This window comes from Mesorhizobium sp. M2E.F.Ca.ET.219.01.1.1 (genome assembly GCF_004016445.2).
Lineage (GTDB): Bacteria > Pseudomonadota > Alphaproteobacteria > Rhizobiales > Rhizobiaceae > Mesorhizobium.
Genome location: NZ_SADT02000002.1, coordinates 673,441 through 687,737 on the forward strand (window position 1 = coordinate 673,441; position 14,297 = coordinate 687,737).

At 63.5% G+C, this 14,297-nt stretch carries 18 protein-coding genes; 5 read left to right on the plus strand and 13 right to left on the minus strand.

Annotated features, from left to right (window positions below):
- Positions 1-11 precede the first annotated feature (11 nt).
- Positions 12-284, plus strand: a complete 273-nt coding sequence (locus EN862_RS13565; RefSeq protein WP_127867244.1) for a DUF3303 family protein — start codon at positions 12-14, stop codon at positions 282-284.
- A gap of 39 nt (positions 285-323) precedes the next feature.
- On the opposite strand, the gene EN862_RS13570 is transcribed toward EN862_RS13565, so the two are convergent.
- A complete protein-coding gene (locus EN862_RS13570; protein WP_127867245.1) occupies positions 324-716 on the minus strand; it encodes a RidA family protein in 393 nt (130 codons plus the stop codon).
- A 76-nt stretch (positions 717-792) separates the two neighbouring features.
- Positions 793-1,722, minus strand: a complete 930-nt coding sequence (locus EN862_RS13575; protein ID WP_127867246.1) for a LysR substrate-binding domain-containing protein — start codon at positions 1,720-1,722, stop codon at positions 793-795.
- Between the two features lie 85 nt (positions 1,723-1,807).
- On the opposite strand from EN862_RS13575, the gene EN862_RS13580 reads away from it, so the two are divergent.
- A complete protein-coding gene (locus tag EN862_RS13580; protein ID WP_127867247.1) occupies positions 1,808-2,725 on the plus strand; it encodes a fatty acid desaturase family protein in 918 nt (305 codons plus the stop codon).
- 14 nt (positions 2,726-2,739) lie between these two features.
- On the opposite strand, the gene EN862_RS13585 is transcribed toward EN862_RS13580, so the two are convergent.
- From EN862_RS13585 to EN862_RS13605, 6 genes are all read right to left on the minus strand, one after another.
- Positions 2,740-4,734, minus strand: a complete 1,995-nt coding sequence (locus tag EN862_RS13585; RefSeq protein WP_245519571.1) for an EAL domain-containing protein — start codon at positions 4,732-4,734, stop codon at positions 2,740-2,742.
- A gap of 314 nt (positions 4,735-5,048) precedes the next feature.
- Positions 5,049-5,315, minus strand: a complete 267-nt coding sequence (locus EN862_RS37520) for a helix-turn-helix domain-containing protein (RefSeq protein WP_348632074.1) — start codon at positions 5,313-5,315, stop codon at positions 5,049-5,051.
- 97 nt (positions 5,316-5,412) lie between these two features.
- Positions 5,413-6,039, minus strand: coding sequence for an AraC family transcriptional regulator ligand-binding domain-containing protein (locus EN862_RS37525; protein WP_348632075.1), 627 nt, complete (start codon positions 6,037-6,039; stop codon positions 5,413-5,415).
- Positions 6,040-6,128: 89 nt separating this feature from the next.
- Entirely contained in the window at positions 6,129-6,959 is an 831-nt protein-coding gene (locus EN862_RS13595) for an oxidoreductase (protein ID WP_127867249.1), read from the minus strand.
- A 158-nt stretch (positions 6,960-7,117) separates the two neighbouring features.
- Positions 7,118-7,756 carry an HD family hydrolase gene (locus EN862_RS13600; protein ID WP_127867250.1) on the minus strand — a complete coding sequence of 213 codons (639 nt, stop codon included), beginning with the start codon at positions 7,754-7,756 and terminating at the stop codon, positions 7,118-7,120.
- A complete protein-coding gene (locus EN862_RS13605; RefSeq protein ID WP_127867251.1) occupies positions 7,756-8,619 on the minus strand; it encodes a folate-binding protein YgfZ in 864 nt (287 codons plus the stop codon). Before EN862_RS13605 ends, EN862_RS13600 begins: the two co-directional genes overlap by 1 nt.
- 85 nt (positions 8,620-8,704) lie before the next feature.
- Here EN862_RS13605 and EN862_RS13610 point away from each other — a divergent pair, with 85 nt between their 5' ends.
- Complete coding sequence (locus EN862_RS13610; protein WP_127867252.1) at positions 8,705-10,036, plus strand: dihydroorotase; 1,332 nt, start codon at positions 8,705-8,707, stop codon at positions 10,034-10,036.
- Positions 10,037-10,085: 49 nt separating this feature from the next.
- Positions 10,086-10,310 (plus strand): hypothetical protein, encoded by a 225-nt coding sequence (locus EN862_RS13615; protein ID WP_127867253.1) that lies wholly within the window; start codon positions 10,086-10,088, stop codon positions 10,308-10,310.
- 77 nt (positions 10,311-10,387) lie between these two features.
- Here the strand turns inward: EN862_RS13615 and EN862_RS13620 are convergent, their stop codons facing one another.
- The 4 genes from EN862_RS13620 to EN862_RS13635 form a co-directional block, all read right to left on the minus strand.
- Positions 10,388-11,179: a hypothetical protein gene (locus EN862_RS13620; protein WP_189401776.1), complete on the minus strand. Its 792-nt coding sequence runs from the start codon at positions 11,177-11,179 to the stop codon at positions 10,388-10,390.
- A gap of 130 nt (positions 11,180-11,309) precedes the next feature.
- Positions 11,310-11,567, minus strand: a complete 258-nt coding sequence (locus EN862_RS13625) for a hypothetical protein (RefSeq protein WP_040984202.1) — start codon at positions 11,565-11,567, stop codon at positions 11,310-11,312.
- A 353-nt stretch (positions 11,568-11,920) separates the two neighbouring features.
- Positions 11,921-12,298, minus strand: a complete 378-nt coding sequence (locus tag EN862_RS13630; RefSeq protein WP_127867255.1) for a TIGR02301 family protein — start codon at positions 12,296-12,298, stop codon at positions 11,921-11,923.
- 71 nt (positions 12,299-12,369) lie between these two features.
- On the minus strand, positions 12,370-12,795 hold the full coding sequence (locus EN862_RS13635) for an NUDIX hydrolase (RefSeq protein WP_127867302.1): 426 nt from the start codon (positions 12,793-12,795) through the stop codon (positions 12,370-12,372).
- Between the two features lie 118 nt (positions 12,796-12,913).
- On the opposite strand from EN862_RS13635, the gene EN862_RS13640 reads away from it, so the two are divergent.
- A complete protein-coding gene (locus EN862_RS13640) occupies positions 12,914-13,675 on the plus strand; it encodes an SOS response-associated peptidase (RefSeq protein WP_127867256.1) in 762 nt (253 codons plus the stop codon).
- A 110-nt stretch (positions 13,676-13,785) separates the two neighbouring features.
- On the opposite strand, the gene EN862_RS13645 is transcribed toward EN862_RS13640, so the two are convergent.
- On the minus strand, positions 13,786-13,941 hold the full coding sequence (locus EN862_RS13645) for a hypothetical protein (RefSeq protein WP_112126204.1): 156 nt from the start codon (positions 13,939-13,941) through the stop codon (positions 13,786-13,788).
- Positions 13,942-14,297 lie beyond the last annotated feature (356 nt).

Sequence of the window (14,297 nt, forward strand, 5' to 3'; positions counted from 1 at the left end):
GAGGGAAAAGAATGCTGTTCTTCGTGATCGAGGATTTTCACGGCTCGGACCGCAAGGAAATCTACCGCCGTTTCCGCGACAAGGGCCGGCTGAAGCCGGATGAACTCGTGGTGCATCACAGCTGGATCGCGGGTGACATGAGCCGCTGCTTCATGCTGGTCGAAGCCGATGACGCGACGGTGCTGCAGCGCTGGGTCATAGAATGGGCGGATCTGGTCGAGTTCGAGATCGTCCCCGTGGCCAGCAGCAAGGATATGGTGGTCGCGCTGGCCGGGCATCTCTGAGCCATTCGATGGTGGCCGGCTAGCTTCTTAAGGCCTCCCTCAAACGACCGCTATCGCGTCGACCTCAATGAGGTAGCCTGGTGACATGATTGCCACGCCGACGATCACATTCGCCGGCTTGTGATCTCCAAACAGCGAAACCTGCGCGGCCTCGATGATCGGAACATGTTCGTCGCGGTTGTAGTCGACGATGTAGATCGTGATCTTGCAGACCTGGTCGGGCCGGGCGCCCGCCGCGCTCAGCGCTCGGCCGAGATTGGCGAATGACAGGCGCGCTTGCGCCGCAAAATCACCGTGCCCGACGAGCTTGCCGTTTATGTCTTCGGGCTGCTGACCCGAGATGAACACCAGCTTGGTTCCCGTCGCGACGACAACCTGAGTGTACATCTCCGGAACCGGCAGGTCAGCTGGATTGATGAGTTCGAGCGACATCAAAGATCTCCTCCTGCTTCGTTTGACTGAAAAGCGGGGCGGGCGCGAAGGATTGGTGCTCCGTTGCCCGAATTCCCTACGTCTCGGAGGACCGGGCGCCGAGCGCTGTTGAGTTGACCGCGCGCACGCATTCCTCGACCAGCCATTCCCGGAACGCGCCCACGATATCGCGTCTTGCGCTGCGTTCGGGGATTGTCAGGCAATAGGGTTGGCGCAGTTCCAGGGATTGCGCGGCGGCCCGCACCAGCTTGCCATCCTCCAGCGCTTGCGCGCAATAGATGCCTTGCGCCAGCGCCACGCCCAGCCCTGAAATGGCGAGATCGAGCGCTGCCCGCGACGAGTTCGCGGAGGGACCGCGCTGCGCCGCGCGCCCCGGCTCGCTTCCCGCCGCCTCGAACCAGTTGCGCCAGGATGGAAACGACGCTCCGGTCGGTCCCCAATCGGTGTGGATGAGCGGCAAACCTGCAAGGTTCTCGGATCCGGTCGCGCCGGCCAGCGTCGGCGCGCAAACGGGATAGACAGCATCCCTGACGATCTCCTTGGTCGGGTGCTCCCGATAGTGCGGACCGTAGGAGAGGCGGATGTCGATCAATTCATGGTCGAACGGCACCGGATCGTCGTCGCCTCTCAGCGATATGTCGGCGGCGCCATGGGATGCGACGAAGCCGGCGAGCCGCTCGGAAAGCCAGCCCATCGCCATGGAAGGCGGCACCGAGATCACGAGCCTCGGCCGGAAGGCATCGCCGCCGACATCGCGCGCAATGCTGCTGATTTCCCGGAAGGCCATGCTAAGCCTCGGCAGCATCTCCACCCCGGCCTCGGTCAGCACAGCCCGCCGGTTGATCCGGTGGAACAATTTTCGCCCCATCTGCTCCTCGACGGTGCGGATAAGCTGACTGACGGCCGCGCCCGAGACCGACAATTCCTCCGCCGCCGCGGCAAAGCTGCCCGTCCGCGCTGCCGCTTCGAAGGCCTGAAGTCCGCGCAGGGAGGGAAGGGCGACCATGGCAATCCGAAAGATAAGGTGAGCTTATCTATCTTACAGAAATCATCGTTTTTCGAAAGGTTTCTTTCTGGAGTATCGTGACTCCATGAACACAATCGACCCTCACGAAACCGTAGACCATCGCCAGGTGATCGCCTCGCTGACGAATGAGGAGCGCAGCCGGCTGACCGGTAAATCCGATGGGCCTGGCCTTCTCCAGTTCGCGCTCCATCTCGGCGCGATCATCGTTCTTGGCGCGCTGATCGCGGCCAAGGTGCCGTTTTGGCCGGCCCTGATGCTGCCGCAGGGCATCCTGATCGTCTTCCTGTTCACGCTGCTGCATGAAACCGTGCACAGGACCGCGTTCGAGACGCAATGGCTGAACGATATGGTGGCGCGTTTCTGCAGCCTGGCGATCGCGCTGCCGGCCGACTGGTTCCGCTACTTCCACTTCGCCCATCACCGCTTCACCCAGGACCCCGAGAACGATCCGGAGCTCGCCTTCCCGAAGCCCGAAACGATGCGGCAATACATCGTCCACGTCTCCGGCCTGCCGGTGTGGCTGGGGCATATTCAGACGCTCTACACCAATGCGATGGGGCGCTGCCGAGACAGCTATGTGCCGCCAAAGGGCCTGCCGAAGGTGAAGGCCGAGGCGCGGGCGATGATCGCCTTCTATGTCGTCCTGCTGGCGCTCGCGGTCTGGTTAAACGCGTCGGTGCTGCTCACTGTCTGGATCGTGCCGACGCTGCTCGGCCAGCCGTTCCTAAGGCTTTATCTGCTGGCCGAGCATGGCCGCTGTCCGTTGGTCGCCAACATGCTGGAAAACACCCGCACGACACTCACCAACTGGTTCGTGCGCAAGCTGGCCTGGAACATGCCTTACCACGCCGAGCATCACGCCTATCCGGGCGTGCCGTTCCACCAGCTGCCGGAATTCCACCGGCTGATCGAGCGGCACCTCAAGGTGGTCGAGCCCGGCTATGTGAGCTTCCACGAGAAGTACATCGAGGGCTTGCGCTGACGGGCGACGGCACATCAGCCTGACTGGCGCAGCAGCGCCTGCGAACGGAGCAGCCGGCTCATGTCGGCCGCTTTGGCCGGCACGCCGATCAGATAGCCTTGCGCCTCACCGCAGCCGGCCTTGCGCAGCATGTCGAGCTGCGCTTCGGTCTCGACGCCTTCGGCGGTGACGATAATGCCGAGCTCGGCGCCAAGCCCGATCACCGTGCGCACGATCGCCGCCGTGTCGCGTCTGTCGAGGTCGCGAATGAAGGAGCGGTCGATCTTGATCTTGTCGACGGGGAAGCGTCTGAGATAGCCGAGCGAGGAATAGCCGGTGCCGAAATCGTCGAGCGCGATGCGCACGCCGAGACCGCGCAATTGGCTGAGCGTCTTCAGCACCGCGTCGCTTTCGTCCATCATCACCGTTTCGGTGATTTCGAGCTCCAGGCGGTCGGCCGCCAGGCCCGAAAAGGCGAGCGCCGAGATCACGCTGCGGGCGAAGCCGCCGCTCTTGATCTGCGCGGCTGAGACATTGACGGCCATGCGCATGTCCGGCGGCCAGTTCGCAGCCACGTTGCACGCCTTGCGCAACGCCCAGTCGCCGAGCTGCACGATCAATCCGGTCTCCTCGGCGACGGGGATGAAGTTTTCCGGCGACACCAGGCCGCGCGCCGGCGAGCGCCAGCGCATCAGGGCTTCCGCGCCGACAATGTCGCCGGAGCCGATGTTGAGGATCGGCTGGAAATCGAGCTCGAATTCGCGCTTTGGGAGAGCTGCTTCGAGATCGACCTCGAGCGCACGGCGCTCCCGCATCAGCGCATCCATGCCCGGCTCGAAGAAGCGATAGACATTGCGCCCTTCGCTCTTGCCCCGGTAGAGCGCCATGTCGGCGTTGGTGAGCAACGTGTCGGCATCGTGCCCGTCGCCAGGATAAAGCGCGATGCCGAGGCTGGCACCCACATGCATTTCGCGCCCCTTGTCGCGATAGGGCTTGCCGACGATCTCGACGATGCGCTTGGCAAGCTTTTCTGCATCGGCGGCACCTTTGATGCCGAACTGGATGATGGCGAACTCGTCGCCGCCGAAGCGCGCCACCACATCCTTGCTGCTGCGCACGGCATGCTGCAGCCGCTTGGCGACACATTTCAGCAACCAGTCTCCGGCTGGGTGGCCGAATGTGTCGTTGACGGCCTTGAAGCGGTCGAGATCGAGCGAGAAGATCGCCAGCGGCCCGGCATTGGCGTCGCCAAGTGCCTGGTCCAGGCATTCGCGAAACATCGAGCGGTTGGGCAGGTTGGTCAGCGTGTCGTGATGCGCAAGATGCGTCATGCGCTCTTCGGCGCGCCGGCGCTCGGTGACGTCCTCGAAGGTCGCCACCCATCCGCCGCCGGCGAGCGGCCGGCGAGAGACAAACAGCGTGCGGCCGTCGACGAGCTCGCGATAGCTCGAGCGCGACTGGCCGGCTTCCAGAGCCGCCTTCGTCTTTCCGACCTCGATGTCGATCTCAATTGGCATGAAGATGCGCAGGCCAACGAGTTTCTCCAGCATCTGGCCGTGCGTCATGCCCAGCGGGAAATCCGCGGCCTTGGCGTTGCACAGATCCAGGAAGCGCTGGTTGCGCACGATCAGGCGGCCCTCGGCGCTGTACATCAGCAGGCCTTGCGACATGTTGGCCAGGGCGGCGTCGAAGCGGCGATGCTGCTCCTTCAATTCTGCTTCGGCGCGTCGCTGTTCGGTCACGTCCTCGTAGATCGACACCCAACCGCCAACGGCGATCGGCCGGTGCGAAATGACCACGGTGTGTCCATCCGACAGGACTTCCTCATAGGTCGAGGGCTTGGCGCCGTCGATATAAGGCTTACGGATCCCGTAGAGCGCCGCAGCACTTTGCGAGGCAATGCCTATATCGACGCTGTGCTGCAGGATATCGAAGAAGCGTATGCCGGGCTTCACCACCCTGGCGTCGAGGTGGAAGATATCGAGATAGTTACGATTGCAGATGATCATCCGCTCGTCGGCATCGAACATGCACAAGCCGTGCGACATGTTCTCGACGGCCGCAGAAAAGCGCTCGTTTTGCGCGCGAAGTTCTTCGGCTATTCGTCGGGCTGGGCCAATACCGGTCGTCCTTCGCCTGCCGGCGACCGAACCAGTCTTGACGTGTGCACCAGGCATGAGGACGCCTTCGGGCCGTGACCGAACACAATACTGTCCTGGTCGCCGGTTAATTTAGCGTTCTCGCGGCTAGCAATCACATCAGATGGCCGATGATCCGGCCGCTAGGGATTCGTGGCCGGCCGGGCCGTTTGTGCGGAGCGACGTGGCCTCGGGCCTGTCTTTGGCTATTGTAGTAAGCTGCCCGAATCTTGCGGTTTCAGGACGTCGAAATTGAGCTCCCGCCAGCGATTGGGAGTCGTGCCCTCCCACTCGCGAAAGGCGCGGTAGAAGGAACTCGCGTCCTGATAACCGAGCAGGCAGGCGACCTCGTCAATGTCGGCTGTCGGATCCGACAGCAGCTGCCGGCCGAGTTCCTGTCGTGCGTTGATGAGAAGCTCGCGGAAGCTGGTTCCTTGCTCGGTGATGCGCCGCTGCAGCGTGCGTTCGCTCATCCCAAGCTCGCGCGCGATGTCGGAGAGCTCCGGCCTTCCACTCGCCAAGCTCCGTTTCAACACGACCTTCACCTGCTCAGCAATCGAACTTTGCGTGCTAAGCTCGCCGAGCGCGGCGGCCAGCGCGGGCGTAAGGATATCGAGAAGCTCTGGGTTGTGGCCCGGAAAAGGGACAGTCGAGATCGGCGGAACGCAGGACCAGCAAGTCGCGCGCCGCGCCGTAGCGGACCGGACATCCGAAATAGTCCCGATGCGCGCCGCTCTTGTCGTCGGGACGCGTGAGCTCGACACGAAGGGGGACAAGATGCTGCCCCGTTCCCCGCCGGCCGAGCTCGACAAGAAAGGCAAAGGCGACGTCGGTTGCGACTGCAGGCGTCGGCTCGTTGGCGTAAAGCCACTCCGAACTTATCGTGCATTCACCGTTCTCGTCGGCGACATGCAACTGTTCGGGAGAGCAAAGTCGCTTAAAGCGAGCAATCCGGGCGATGCCGTCGCGATAGTTCCGCGCGTGGAAAGCGGCGAGCGTGGAGGGCGGGTGGATCGCGGTATCGGCGGCCTCGACCAGCCGGATGCCCAGAGCCGGTTTCGCGTAGAGTTCCTCGAGAGCCCTCCACAGCGCGAAATACTGCGCGGTCGTGACGAAGGCATGTTCGTTGAGGTGAAGGGTGGCGGGAAGCCTGGCTTGCCGCAACACGGCCGACGCAGGCAGGCCCAGGCGCTCCACGGCACGCCAGAAGGCCCGAGGCACCTTGCATTTGTCGCCCGGAACTCCGCTCATGCTCTTTGTTCCGCCTTGCTGCCGCCCTGCGCTATTCATCTCATCTGGCTGAGGATGAGACGATCGAACATGCGGTCACCGAACCACTTTCTCACACCGATCATCATCTTCGCATATTTGCCGGCGGCGTAGCGCGTTCGTGGCCTGGCCGAGCTTACGGCGGCCGAGACGACTTCGGCGATCACGCTCGGATCGCTGCCGCGGCCATGGCCATAGCTTGCTCGGGTCGTCTTCGCCACGGCCTGCGTCACCTTCGCATAGGCGCCGCTTCCGGATCGCTTCAGAAGCCCATCCGCGACGACATCGCCGAATCCGGTCTCGATCAGGCCCGGCTCGACGACCACGACCTTGATGCCGAAGGGAGCGAGTTCGAGCCGGAGGCTATCCGACCAGCCTTCCAGCGCGTGCTTCGTCGCGTGATACCAAGCGCCGAGCAAGGTATAGATCTTGCCGCCCATCGAGGTGATGTTGACGATCGTGCCCGCCTTCCTTCTGCGCATCGATGGCAGGAGAAGCTGCGTCAGGCGTGCGGGGCCAAAGACGTTCACCTCGAACTGATAGCGCGCTTCGTCGATGCCAATTTCCTCGACCGGTCCGTAAAGCCCGAAACCGGCATTGTTGACCAGGACATCGACACCGTCGACTTCGGCAAGGATGTTGGCGACAGCCGCTTCGATTTCTGCGTCCTTCGAAATGTCCATGCGCAACGCGCGCGCGCCGAGGGCAGCGAGGTCGTCCATCTTCTCGATCTGGCGCGCGGCGACATAGACCTGATATCCGTCCCGGATCAGGCGCCTGGCGATTTCCTTGCCCATGCCGGACGACGCGCCGGTCACAAGGGCTGTCTTTCTCTTCCTGTCAAACATGATTGCCTCTTGATCTTGCTTGACCCGGATCTAGGGGCAGGCGCTCGCCTATTCAGTGACGAAGCACGCCGTTGCAGTGGCAGATTACGCCAACCTGCGCCGCTTTTCATGAAACTGATTAGCAGTTGTGTCCAGTGACGGGCGCCAGCCTGACTTCTTTAGCTTGCCGGACTGGCGGCAAGTGAGGACTGGCGCGTGGCTTCCAGCGTCTTGAAACGCTTGAGAAAAGCCGTCTGAGCCCAGGTCACGGATTTGGGCGTGAAATCGAAGCGGTCGGCGGAAAAACCGCGCGGCCGGCCGAAATACTCGGTCGCCTCCGCCGTCGAAAAGCCGGCCAGCAGCGTCGCCTCATAATAGGCGGCGATCTGGTCGGCGCGCTTGATATCCTTGCGCAAGGAGGCGGCGAGCTCCGCCGGCAGCGAGAAACGCAGATGGATGGCGCGCTGCAGACGCAGCTCGCAGTCCTTGTAGGAACCGCCCATCACCGATTTGAACGGCGAGATCATGTCGCCGATGACATATTCCGGCGCATCGTGCAGCAGCGCGGCGAGCCGCGCCTCGGCCGTGGCCTCCGGCGCCAGCTCGCCATAGAGCGCCTCGACCAGCAGCGAATGCTGCGCGACCGAAAAGGCATGCTCGCCGCTGGTCTGGCCGTTCCAGCGGGCGACGCGGGCAAGCCCATGCGCGATGTCGGCAATCTCGATGTCGAGCGGCGAGGGATCGAGCAGGTCGAGCCGCCGGCCTGAAAGCATGCGTTGCCAGGCGCGCGGTGGCGCGCCGGCCCGGTCGGCCGCCATCAGGCCTCCTCCGCAGTGGCCGCGTCTTGCGGGAAGGAGAATTTTGCCCAGGCGGGGATCGCGAGCGTAACCGGAACATCGCCCGCCATGATCGCCTCGCCGGCATCGAGCGCCGCCTTGACGCGATCGATACGGGCGATGGCAAGGCCGATCTTGCCGTCGACTGAGCCGAGTGCACCCACGGGCCGGCCGGCAACGGTAAGCTCGGTTCCCGATGCGGGCAGGGGACTTTCGGCCGACACGATCAGCACGCGACGCCGCGCGGTGCCGCGATGCTGCATGCGCGAGACCACCTCCTGGCCGATATAGCAGCCCTTCTTGAAGCCCACCCCGCCGGTTTCGTCGAGCAGCACGTCATGCGGGAAGGCATCGCCGAGCTGATAGTCGGAGCCGCTTTCGGCGACGCCGTTGGCGATGCGAACGGCTTTCCAGCCATCAGGATCGCCACCGCCCTTTGCCCCGCCGTCATAAGTACGCCCGACCGCCACATCGCGGAAGCGCGTGTCGGCAAGCGCTGTTGAATCAGAAGATGAGGCGGTTGAATCATCACCCCACGCGACCGTGACAACCACCTGATCCTGCTTGGCAATATCGGCCTTCGCCCTTAGCCGGTAAAGCATCAGCCGGCGCACGAAATCGTCTGCGATGTCGGCCCGGCATTCGAGACGAAAGCCGTTGTCGCCGACGCGCGAGATCAGGAAATCGAAAAGGATCTTGCCCTGCGGCGCCAGCAGCGCGCCCGGTTTTGCCTGGCCCGGCCCAAGCGTGTCGAGATCGGTGGTGAGGATATTCTGCAGGAAATGCTCGGCATCGGGGCCTGACACGGAAATGAGCGCGCGGTCGTTGAGCTGGGCAAAGGGCATGAGGGTAAAATCGGCCTGATCTTGCAAAACGTTCGGTCATTACGTAAGCCGGCCACACTCCCCCCGCAAGAGATTGGACCTGCCCATGGCAACCACCTTCGACCTCATCCTGACAGGCGGCACGGTGGTCAACCATGACGGCGAAGGCCGGCGCGACATCGGCGTGAAGGCCGGACGCATCGCGCGGATCGGCGATCTCGGCCAGGCCTCGGCCGGCGAAACCATCGACTGCACCGGCCTGCACATCCTGCCGGGCGTCGTCGACAGCCAGGTGCATTTCCGCGAGCCGGGGCTGGAGCACAAGGAGGACCTGGAGACGGGCTCCCGTGCGGCGGTGCTGGGCGGCGTCACCGCCGTCTTCGAGATGCCCAACACCAATCCGTTGACCACCAGCGAGGCCGCACTTGCCGACAAGGTGCGCCGCGCCACCGGCCGCATGCATTGCGACTTCGCCTTCTGGGTCGGCGGCACGCGCGACAATGCGCGCGATGTCGGCGAACTGGAACGGCTGCCGGGAGCGGCCGGCATAAAGGTGTTCATGGGTTCGTCCACCGGCGATCTTCTGGTGGAGGACGACGAGGGCGTCGCCTCGATCCTGCGCAACACGCGCCGCCGCTCCGCCTTCCATTCCGAGGACGAGTTTCGCCTGCGCGAACGTCTCGGCGAGCGCGTCGAGGGGGATCCGTCGTCGCATCCGGTCTGGCGCGACGAGGTCGCGGCACTGCGCTGCACCGAGCGCCTGGTGCGCATCGCCAGGCAAACGCGCGCGCGCATCCATGTGCTGCACATCTCGACGGCCGAGGAGATCGTCTTCCTCGAACAGCACAAGGATGTCGCGACCTGTGAGGCGACGCCGCATCATCTGACGCTGACGGCGGACGACTATGCCAGGCTTGGCACGCTGCTCCAGATGAACCCGCCGGTCCGAGCCGCCCGCCATCGCGACGGCGTGTGGCATGGCATTGCGCAAGGAATCGTCGACGTGCTGGGGTCCGACCACGCGCCGCACACGCTGGCCGAGAAGGCAAAGCCCTATCCGGCCTCGCCGTCGGGCATGACCGGCGTGCAGACGCTGGTGCCGATCATGCTCGACCACGTCAATGCGGGCCGGCTCACCTTGCAGCGCTTCGTCGATCTTTCCAGCCACGGCCCGCAGCGCATTTTTGGCATGGCGAGGAAGGGCCGCATCGCCGCGGGCTACGATGCCGATTTCACGGTCGTCGATATGAAGCGGCGCGAGACCATCACCAACGCCCAGGCCGGCTCCAAAGCCGGCTGGACGCCCTATGACGGCAAGCAAGTGACAGGCTGGCCGGTCGGTACCATCCTGCGCGGCACGCGCGTCATGTGGGAAGGTGAGATCGCGACACCCGGCCAGGGCAGGGCGGTGGAGTTTTCCGAGGCGCTGGCCGTTTAGCCTGCCAACGTTGGATTTACTAAGCGCTCTGCATTATCTTGGATGCGCTATGACCGCGAATATTGCGCCGATCATTCCTGCGGAATTTCCTGAGCTCCAGGCGCTCGCCTGGAACCGCGACGTCTCGCGCCCCATTCCCGCCAAAGAAGCCTTCGCGCTTTACGAGCGCAACTGGCGCTTTGTCGATCAAAAGCGCCTAACGGCGCGTGAGAAGCTGCTTGTGGAAGAACTCGCGAACAAGTTCGGACATGGCGTGTTTCTGACAAACGGATAGATCGTTCTCTGATCCGATAACGCTGCTGTCGCTGCGCTGTCCCGCCGGCCTTGCGGTATCTTGAGTGTCGTGAAGCCTCAATCGCCGGCCACAAAGAACAGCCACTGCCCGGTCGGCGTGATGCCGACGCGGTAGAAGATGTAAGCGCCGAACTGCTTCATGTCGTCATAGTCGCTGGCCGTGACCAGCTTGAACAATTCGACGCGTTGCCTGGCGTCGAGCTTGTCGAGCGGCAGCGCGAAGAAATACGGCCAGACATAGAGTTCCTGCGGCGTGCCGGTGTCGACATGGACATAGCCGGCCGAAAGCACCTCTTCCAGGATGGCGAGGATTTCCTGGCCGTCGCTGTCGCCCGAAAGGCCCTTGAGGAAGGTGATCGGGTCGCCGTCGATGTCGCCCAGCGACAATTGCGTCATGGAATCGCCCTTGCCGATCAGCGGCCGCAGCTTCTCTATGTCGCCGGTCCGGCAGGCCTCGATGATCAGCCCATGCATGCGCTTGACGGGTTCGGGGAGCGTGTCGAGGTCGTAGACGACCGCCGGCGGAGGTTGATCAGGATCGGCGCGCGGGCTCGTGATGCCGCCATTGGCGGGCGGCGTTTCCGGCTCCGACTTGTCGGTGTCGTCGGCCGGCTGGCCGCTGCCCGTGGGTTTGGTGCCAGGGGCCTCCGGTATTGGCACGGTGCTGCCGGGCGCGGCGCTGTCGCTGTTGCCGGGCGGGGTCACCGGGGAAGGCAGGTCCTCGCGCTGGATCTCGCTCAGTGCGTAGGAAGGCGTGCTGGCGAGGCATAAAGGCAGCGCAAGGCAGGAAGCGGCGATCAGGATGTTGAGGGTCAGCCCGTGTGGCCGGCCTGACATCGAAAATCTCACCGTTTGCCTCTCCATTGTTGCCCGGCCTGGTCTGGGCGGCGCCTTGAATGGTCAAGCGCATGGGCATGATGCCCAAACGGCGTGCCCTCGTCAAAAGTCACTGTCGAAAAGTCGCTGTCAAAACAGATGACTAGTGCTTCAGCCGTTCCGGCTCGAAGGCGCCGGCTATCACCTTTTCCCGCATGCGGTCGAGCAGCGCCAGCGCCGAGGTCTCGCCATTGGCGCGCAACATCTCGCCGAAAGCCGTCTCCAGCGCCGCCTCGGCGATGATCTCCGGCTCGATGCCGGCCGACAGGCCTTCCGCCCACGCCTCGCTGTGGCTCTCAACGGCGGTCAGGCGCTTTTCCTCCCTGACCAACGCGTCGATGTCGCTGACACCATGTTCCATTGCGATGTCCACCTTACTGCAAGCGGCGATCCAATAGTGGACCTGGCTTGGACTGTCAGTTCGTCCGCAGTCTCAATTAAGTCCTTGTAAATACGACATTTTTAGGGTCGAAATTCACATCGTCGGCGAGACTGCGCTCAATCGATGCCGAGCTTAGCCTATTAGGCCGGCTTACGGCATCAAAACCTTCAGTTTGAGTTAATTCCGCAATCGCGCGCTAACGTTTCATTAACACTGTTGCGAAACCGCAACAGATGATTGCACCAGAGCGGGACAGGAGACAATAAGGCAGGTCACATTGGCGCCGATTGTCGCAAGAAATCTGGGCAAAACGCGCTGGCGGCCCGAGCCGCTCAGTTCCCGTAGCGCGAAGCGATGTCGCGCGACAGCGTCTCGCCTTCCTTCATGTAGCGGGCAATGGCCGCGGTCGCCGAAGGCGTGCATTGTGTGTAGGTGCCGCTGAAGGAGCGATAGCCGCGGTTGAAGGAGGCGATGAAGCGGGCGCGCCGGTCGGGGTCCGGATTTTCCGACTCGAGCAGCTTTTCCATTTCGACCCGCCACTGGTCGCCCTTTTCTCCGCACAGGTTGCGCAGGAAATGCAGCGATCCCAGCACTTCCGCCAGCCGCATCAGGCCCGGCTCGAACGGCGCCTCGGCGGCGCGCGCCGGGGCCGGCGAGGCGGCGATGCCGACGGCGAGGCACGCGGCAAGAAGAGGGGAAGCGCGGGTCATCGGGGCCTTGCGAAGAAAGGGCAAGGCTTTGTGGCGAAACATTTTGTCGCCTGCAAGGCCATTCTGGATGCTCACGGCGTTGCTAGTTGCGCGGGGCCGAGCAATTCCTCGGCGACCGAAAACACGTCGCCGGCAAGCGGCATCCCTGCCATTTCCGCCAGAGTGTAGAACGCCGCGGTCTCGGCATCGTCGCTGGCCACGGGTTCGCCGCCGGCATAGGCGGCGCCGAACACCGTCAGCAGGTAGTCGACCGCGTGATTCTCGCCGCTGCCGTCGATATGGATATCGCGCAGCGGGCGGTAGTCGATGGCTTCCAGTCCGGTCTCTTCACGCAACTCCCGCGCGGCGGCTTGCGGCAAGGTCTCGCCCGGCTCGACCTTGCCGCCGGGATAGGCGTAAAGCCCTTTGGAAGGTGCGTGTGCACGCTTGACCAATAATACTGTCTTGCCCCGCACCACGGCAACGGAGACGGCCGGGACGATCTTTCTGGATTGCATGAGCGCCGATTTGTTCGCAGCCTTGTTGCGGACCGGTTGGTCCAATCTAGCTTTAGCCGTTGCGACATGGCGGTTCCATCGCCACTTTCATCGAACACCAACTGACGAGCCCAGATCCATGGCCGGACGCTTCGCCCTGACCGCCACGCCGGAACAGACCGCGGCCTTCCTGGGCCTTGCGGAACTGGAGGAATTTCCGCCCCGCTACAATATCGCGCCGACTCAGCCGGTGCTTATGGTGCTTGCCGGCCCGCAGCGCGAGCCGGGCTCAAACCTGCCGGACCGCCAGGCGATGCTGGTGCGCTGGGGGCTGATTCCGGCCTGGGTCGAGGACACCAGGGAATTCCCGCTGCTGTTCAACGCCCGCTCCGAGGGCATTCTGCAAAAGGCCTCGTTCAAGACCGCCATGCGCCACCGCCGCGCTCTTGTGCCGGCATCGGGCTTCTACGAGTGGCAGCAATCGGGTTCGGCCAAGGGGCAGCCCTACTGGATTCGCCCGCGACGCGGCGGCGTGGTCGCCTTCGCCGGCCTGATCGAGACCTACTCCGAGCCTGGCGGTTCCGAGATGGACACCGGCGCGATCATCACGACTGAGGCCAATGCCGGCATTGCCCATATCCATGATCGCATGCCGGTGGTCATCGAGGAACGCGACTTCGCCCGCTGGCTCGATTGCCGCACGCAGGAGCCGCGCCACGTGCTCGATCTGCTGAAGCCCGCCGAGCCGGATTTCTTCGAGGCGATACCGGTTTCCGACCTTGTCAACAAGGTCGCCAACACCGGGCCGGAGATCCAGGAGCGCGGCATCGTTTCGCCGCAAGCCGAAAAGCCCAGGCGCCAGAAGCCTGGCGCGGACGAAAACCAGATGAGCTTGTTCTAGCGAAGGCTGCTTGCCCGAAAGGCTGCTTTGGGGCCTTCATTTCCAGGGCGCTCTTTTGGCGCCCTCGTCGCCGGCGTCCCGTCGTCGGGGACCGCACCGGTTGGGCCGTTTCAGGCAGCGCGCGGCGAAACGATCTTCTGCGCGGGCTTCTTCTTCTTCGCGGTGTGGAGGAGGGCGGCGACGATGGCCGCCGGGCCGATCGCACGGTAGTGGCTGGCCAGTGCGGGCTGCGTTTGTCGGATCTGTTCTTGCTTGCTGCGAGCCATGTTTCTCTTCCCTGGTAACGGTTTCGTGTTCAGCGTTTGGCGGCTGATTCCGTCCAAATCGTGACATCTGGCGGTCCTAGCCGGCGAATGTTTCATCACTGTGCCGACATGTTTAATAAAATGTTTCGCCCCGTCTTTACCTGTGATCCAACGACATCTTTCCTAAGCCGAGCGACTTGACGGCAACACCCGCCGGCGCGATAAAGCCGCGCATGAAAACGTCTTTCGCCATTTGTGGCATTTGCATTATTGGCTAGCCTCGCGCTGGTCCGGACGTTTTCGCCTCATCTTCTCCTAGATTGGACAAACGCCCCGGCCAGCAGGCTGGAGCCTGTCTTGCGCCGTGGCGCAGGCAA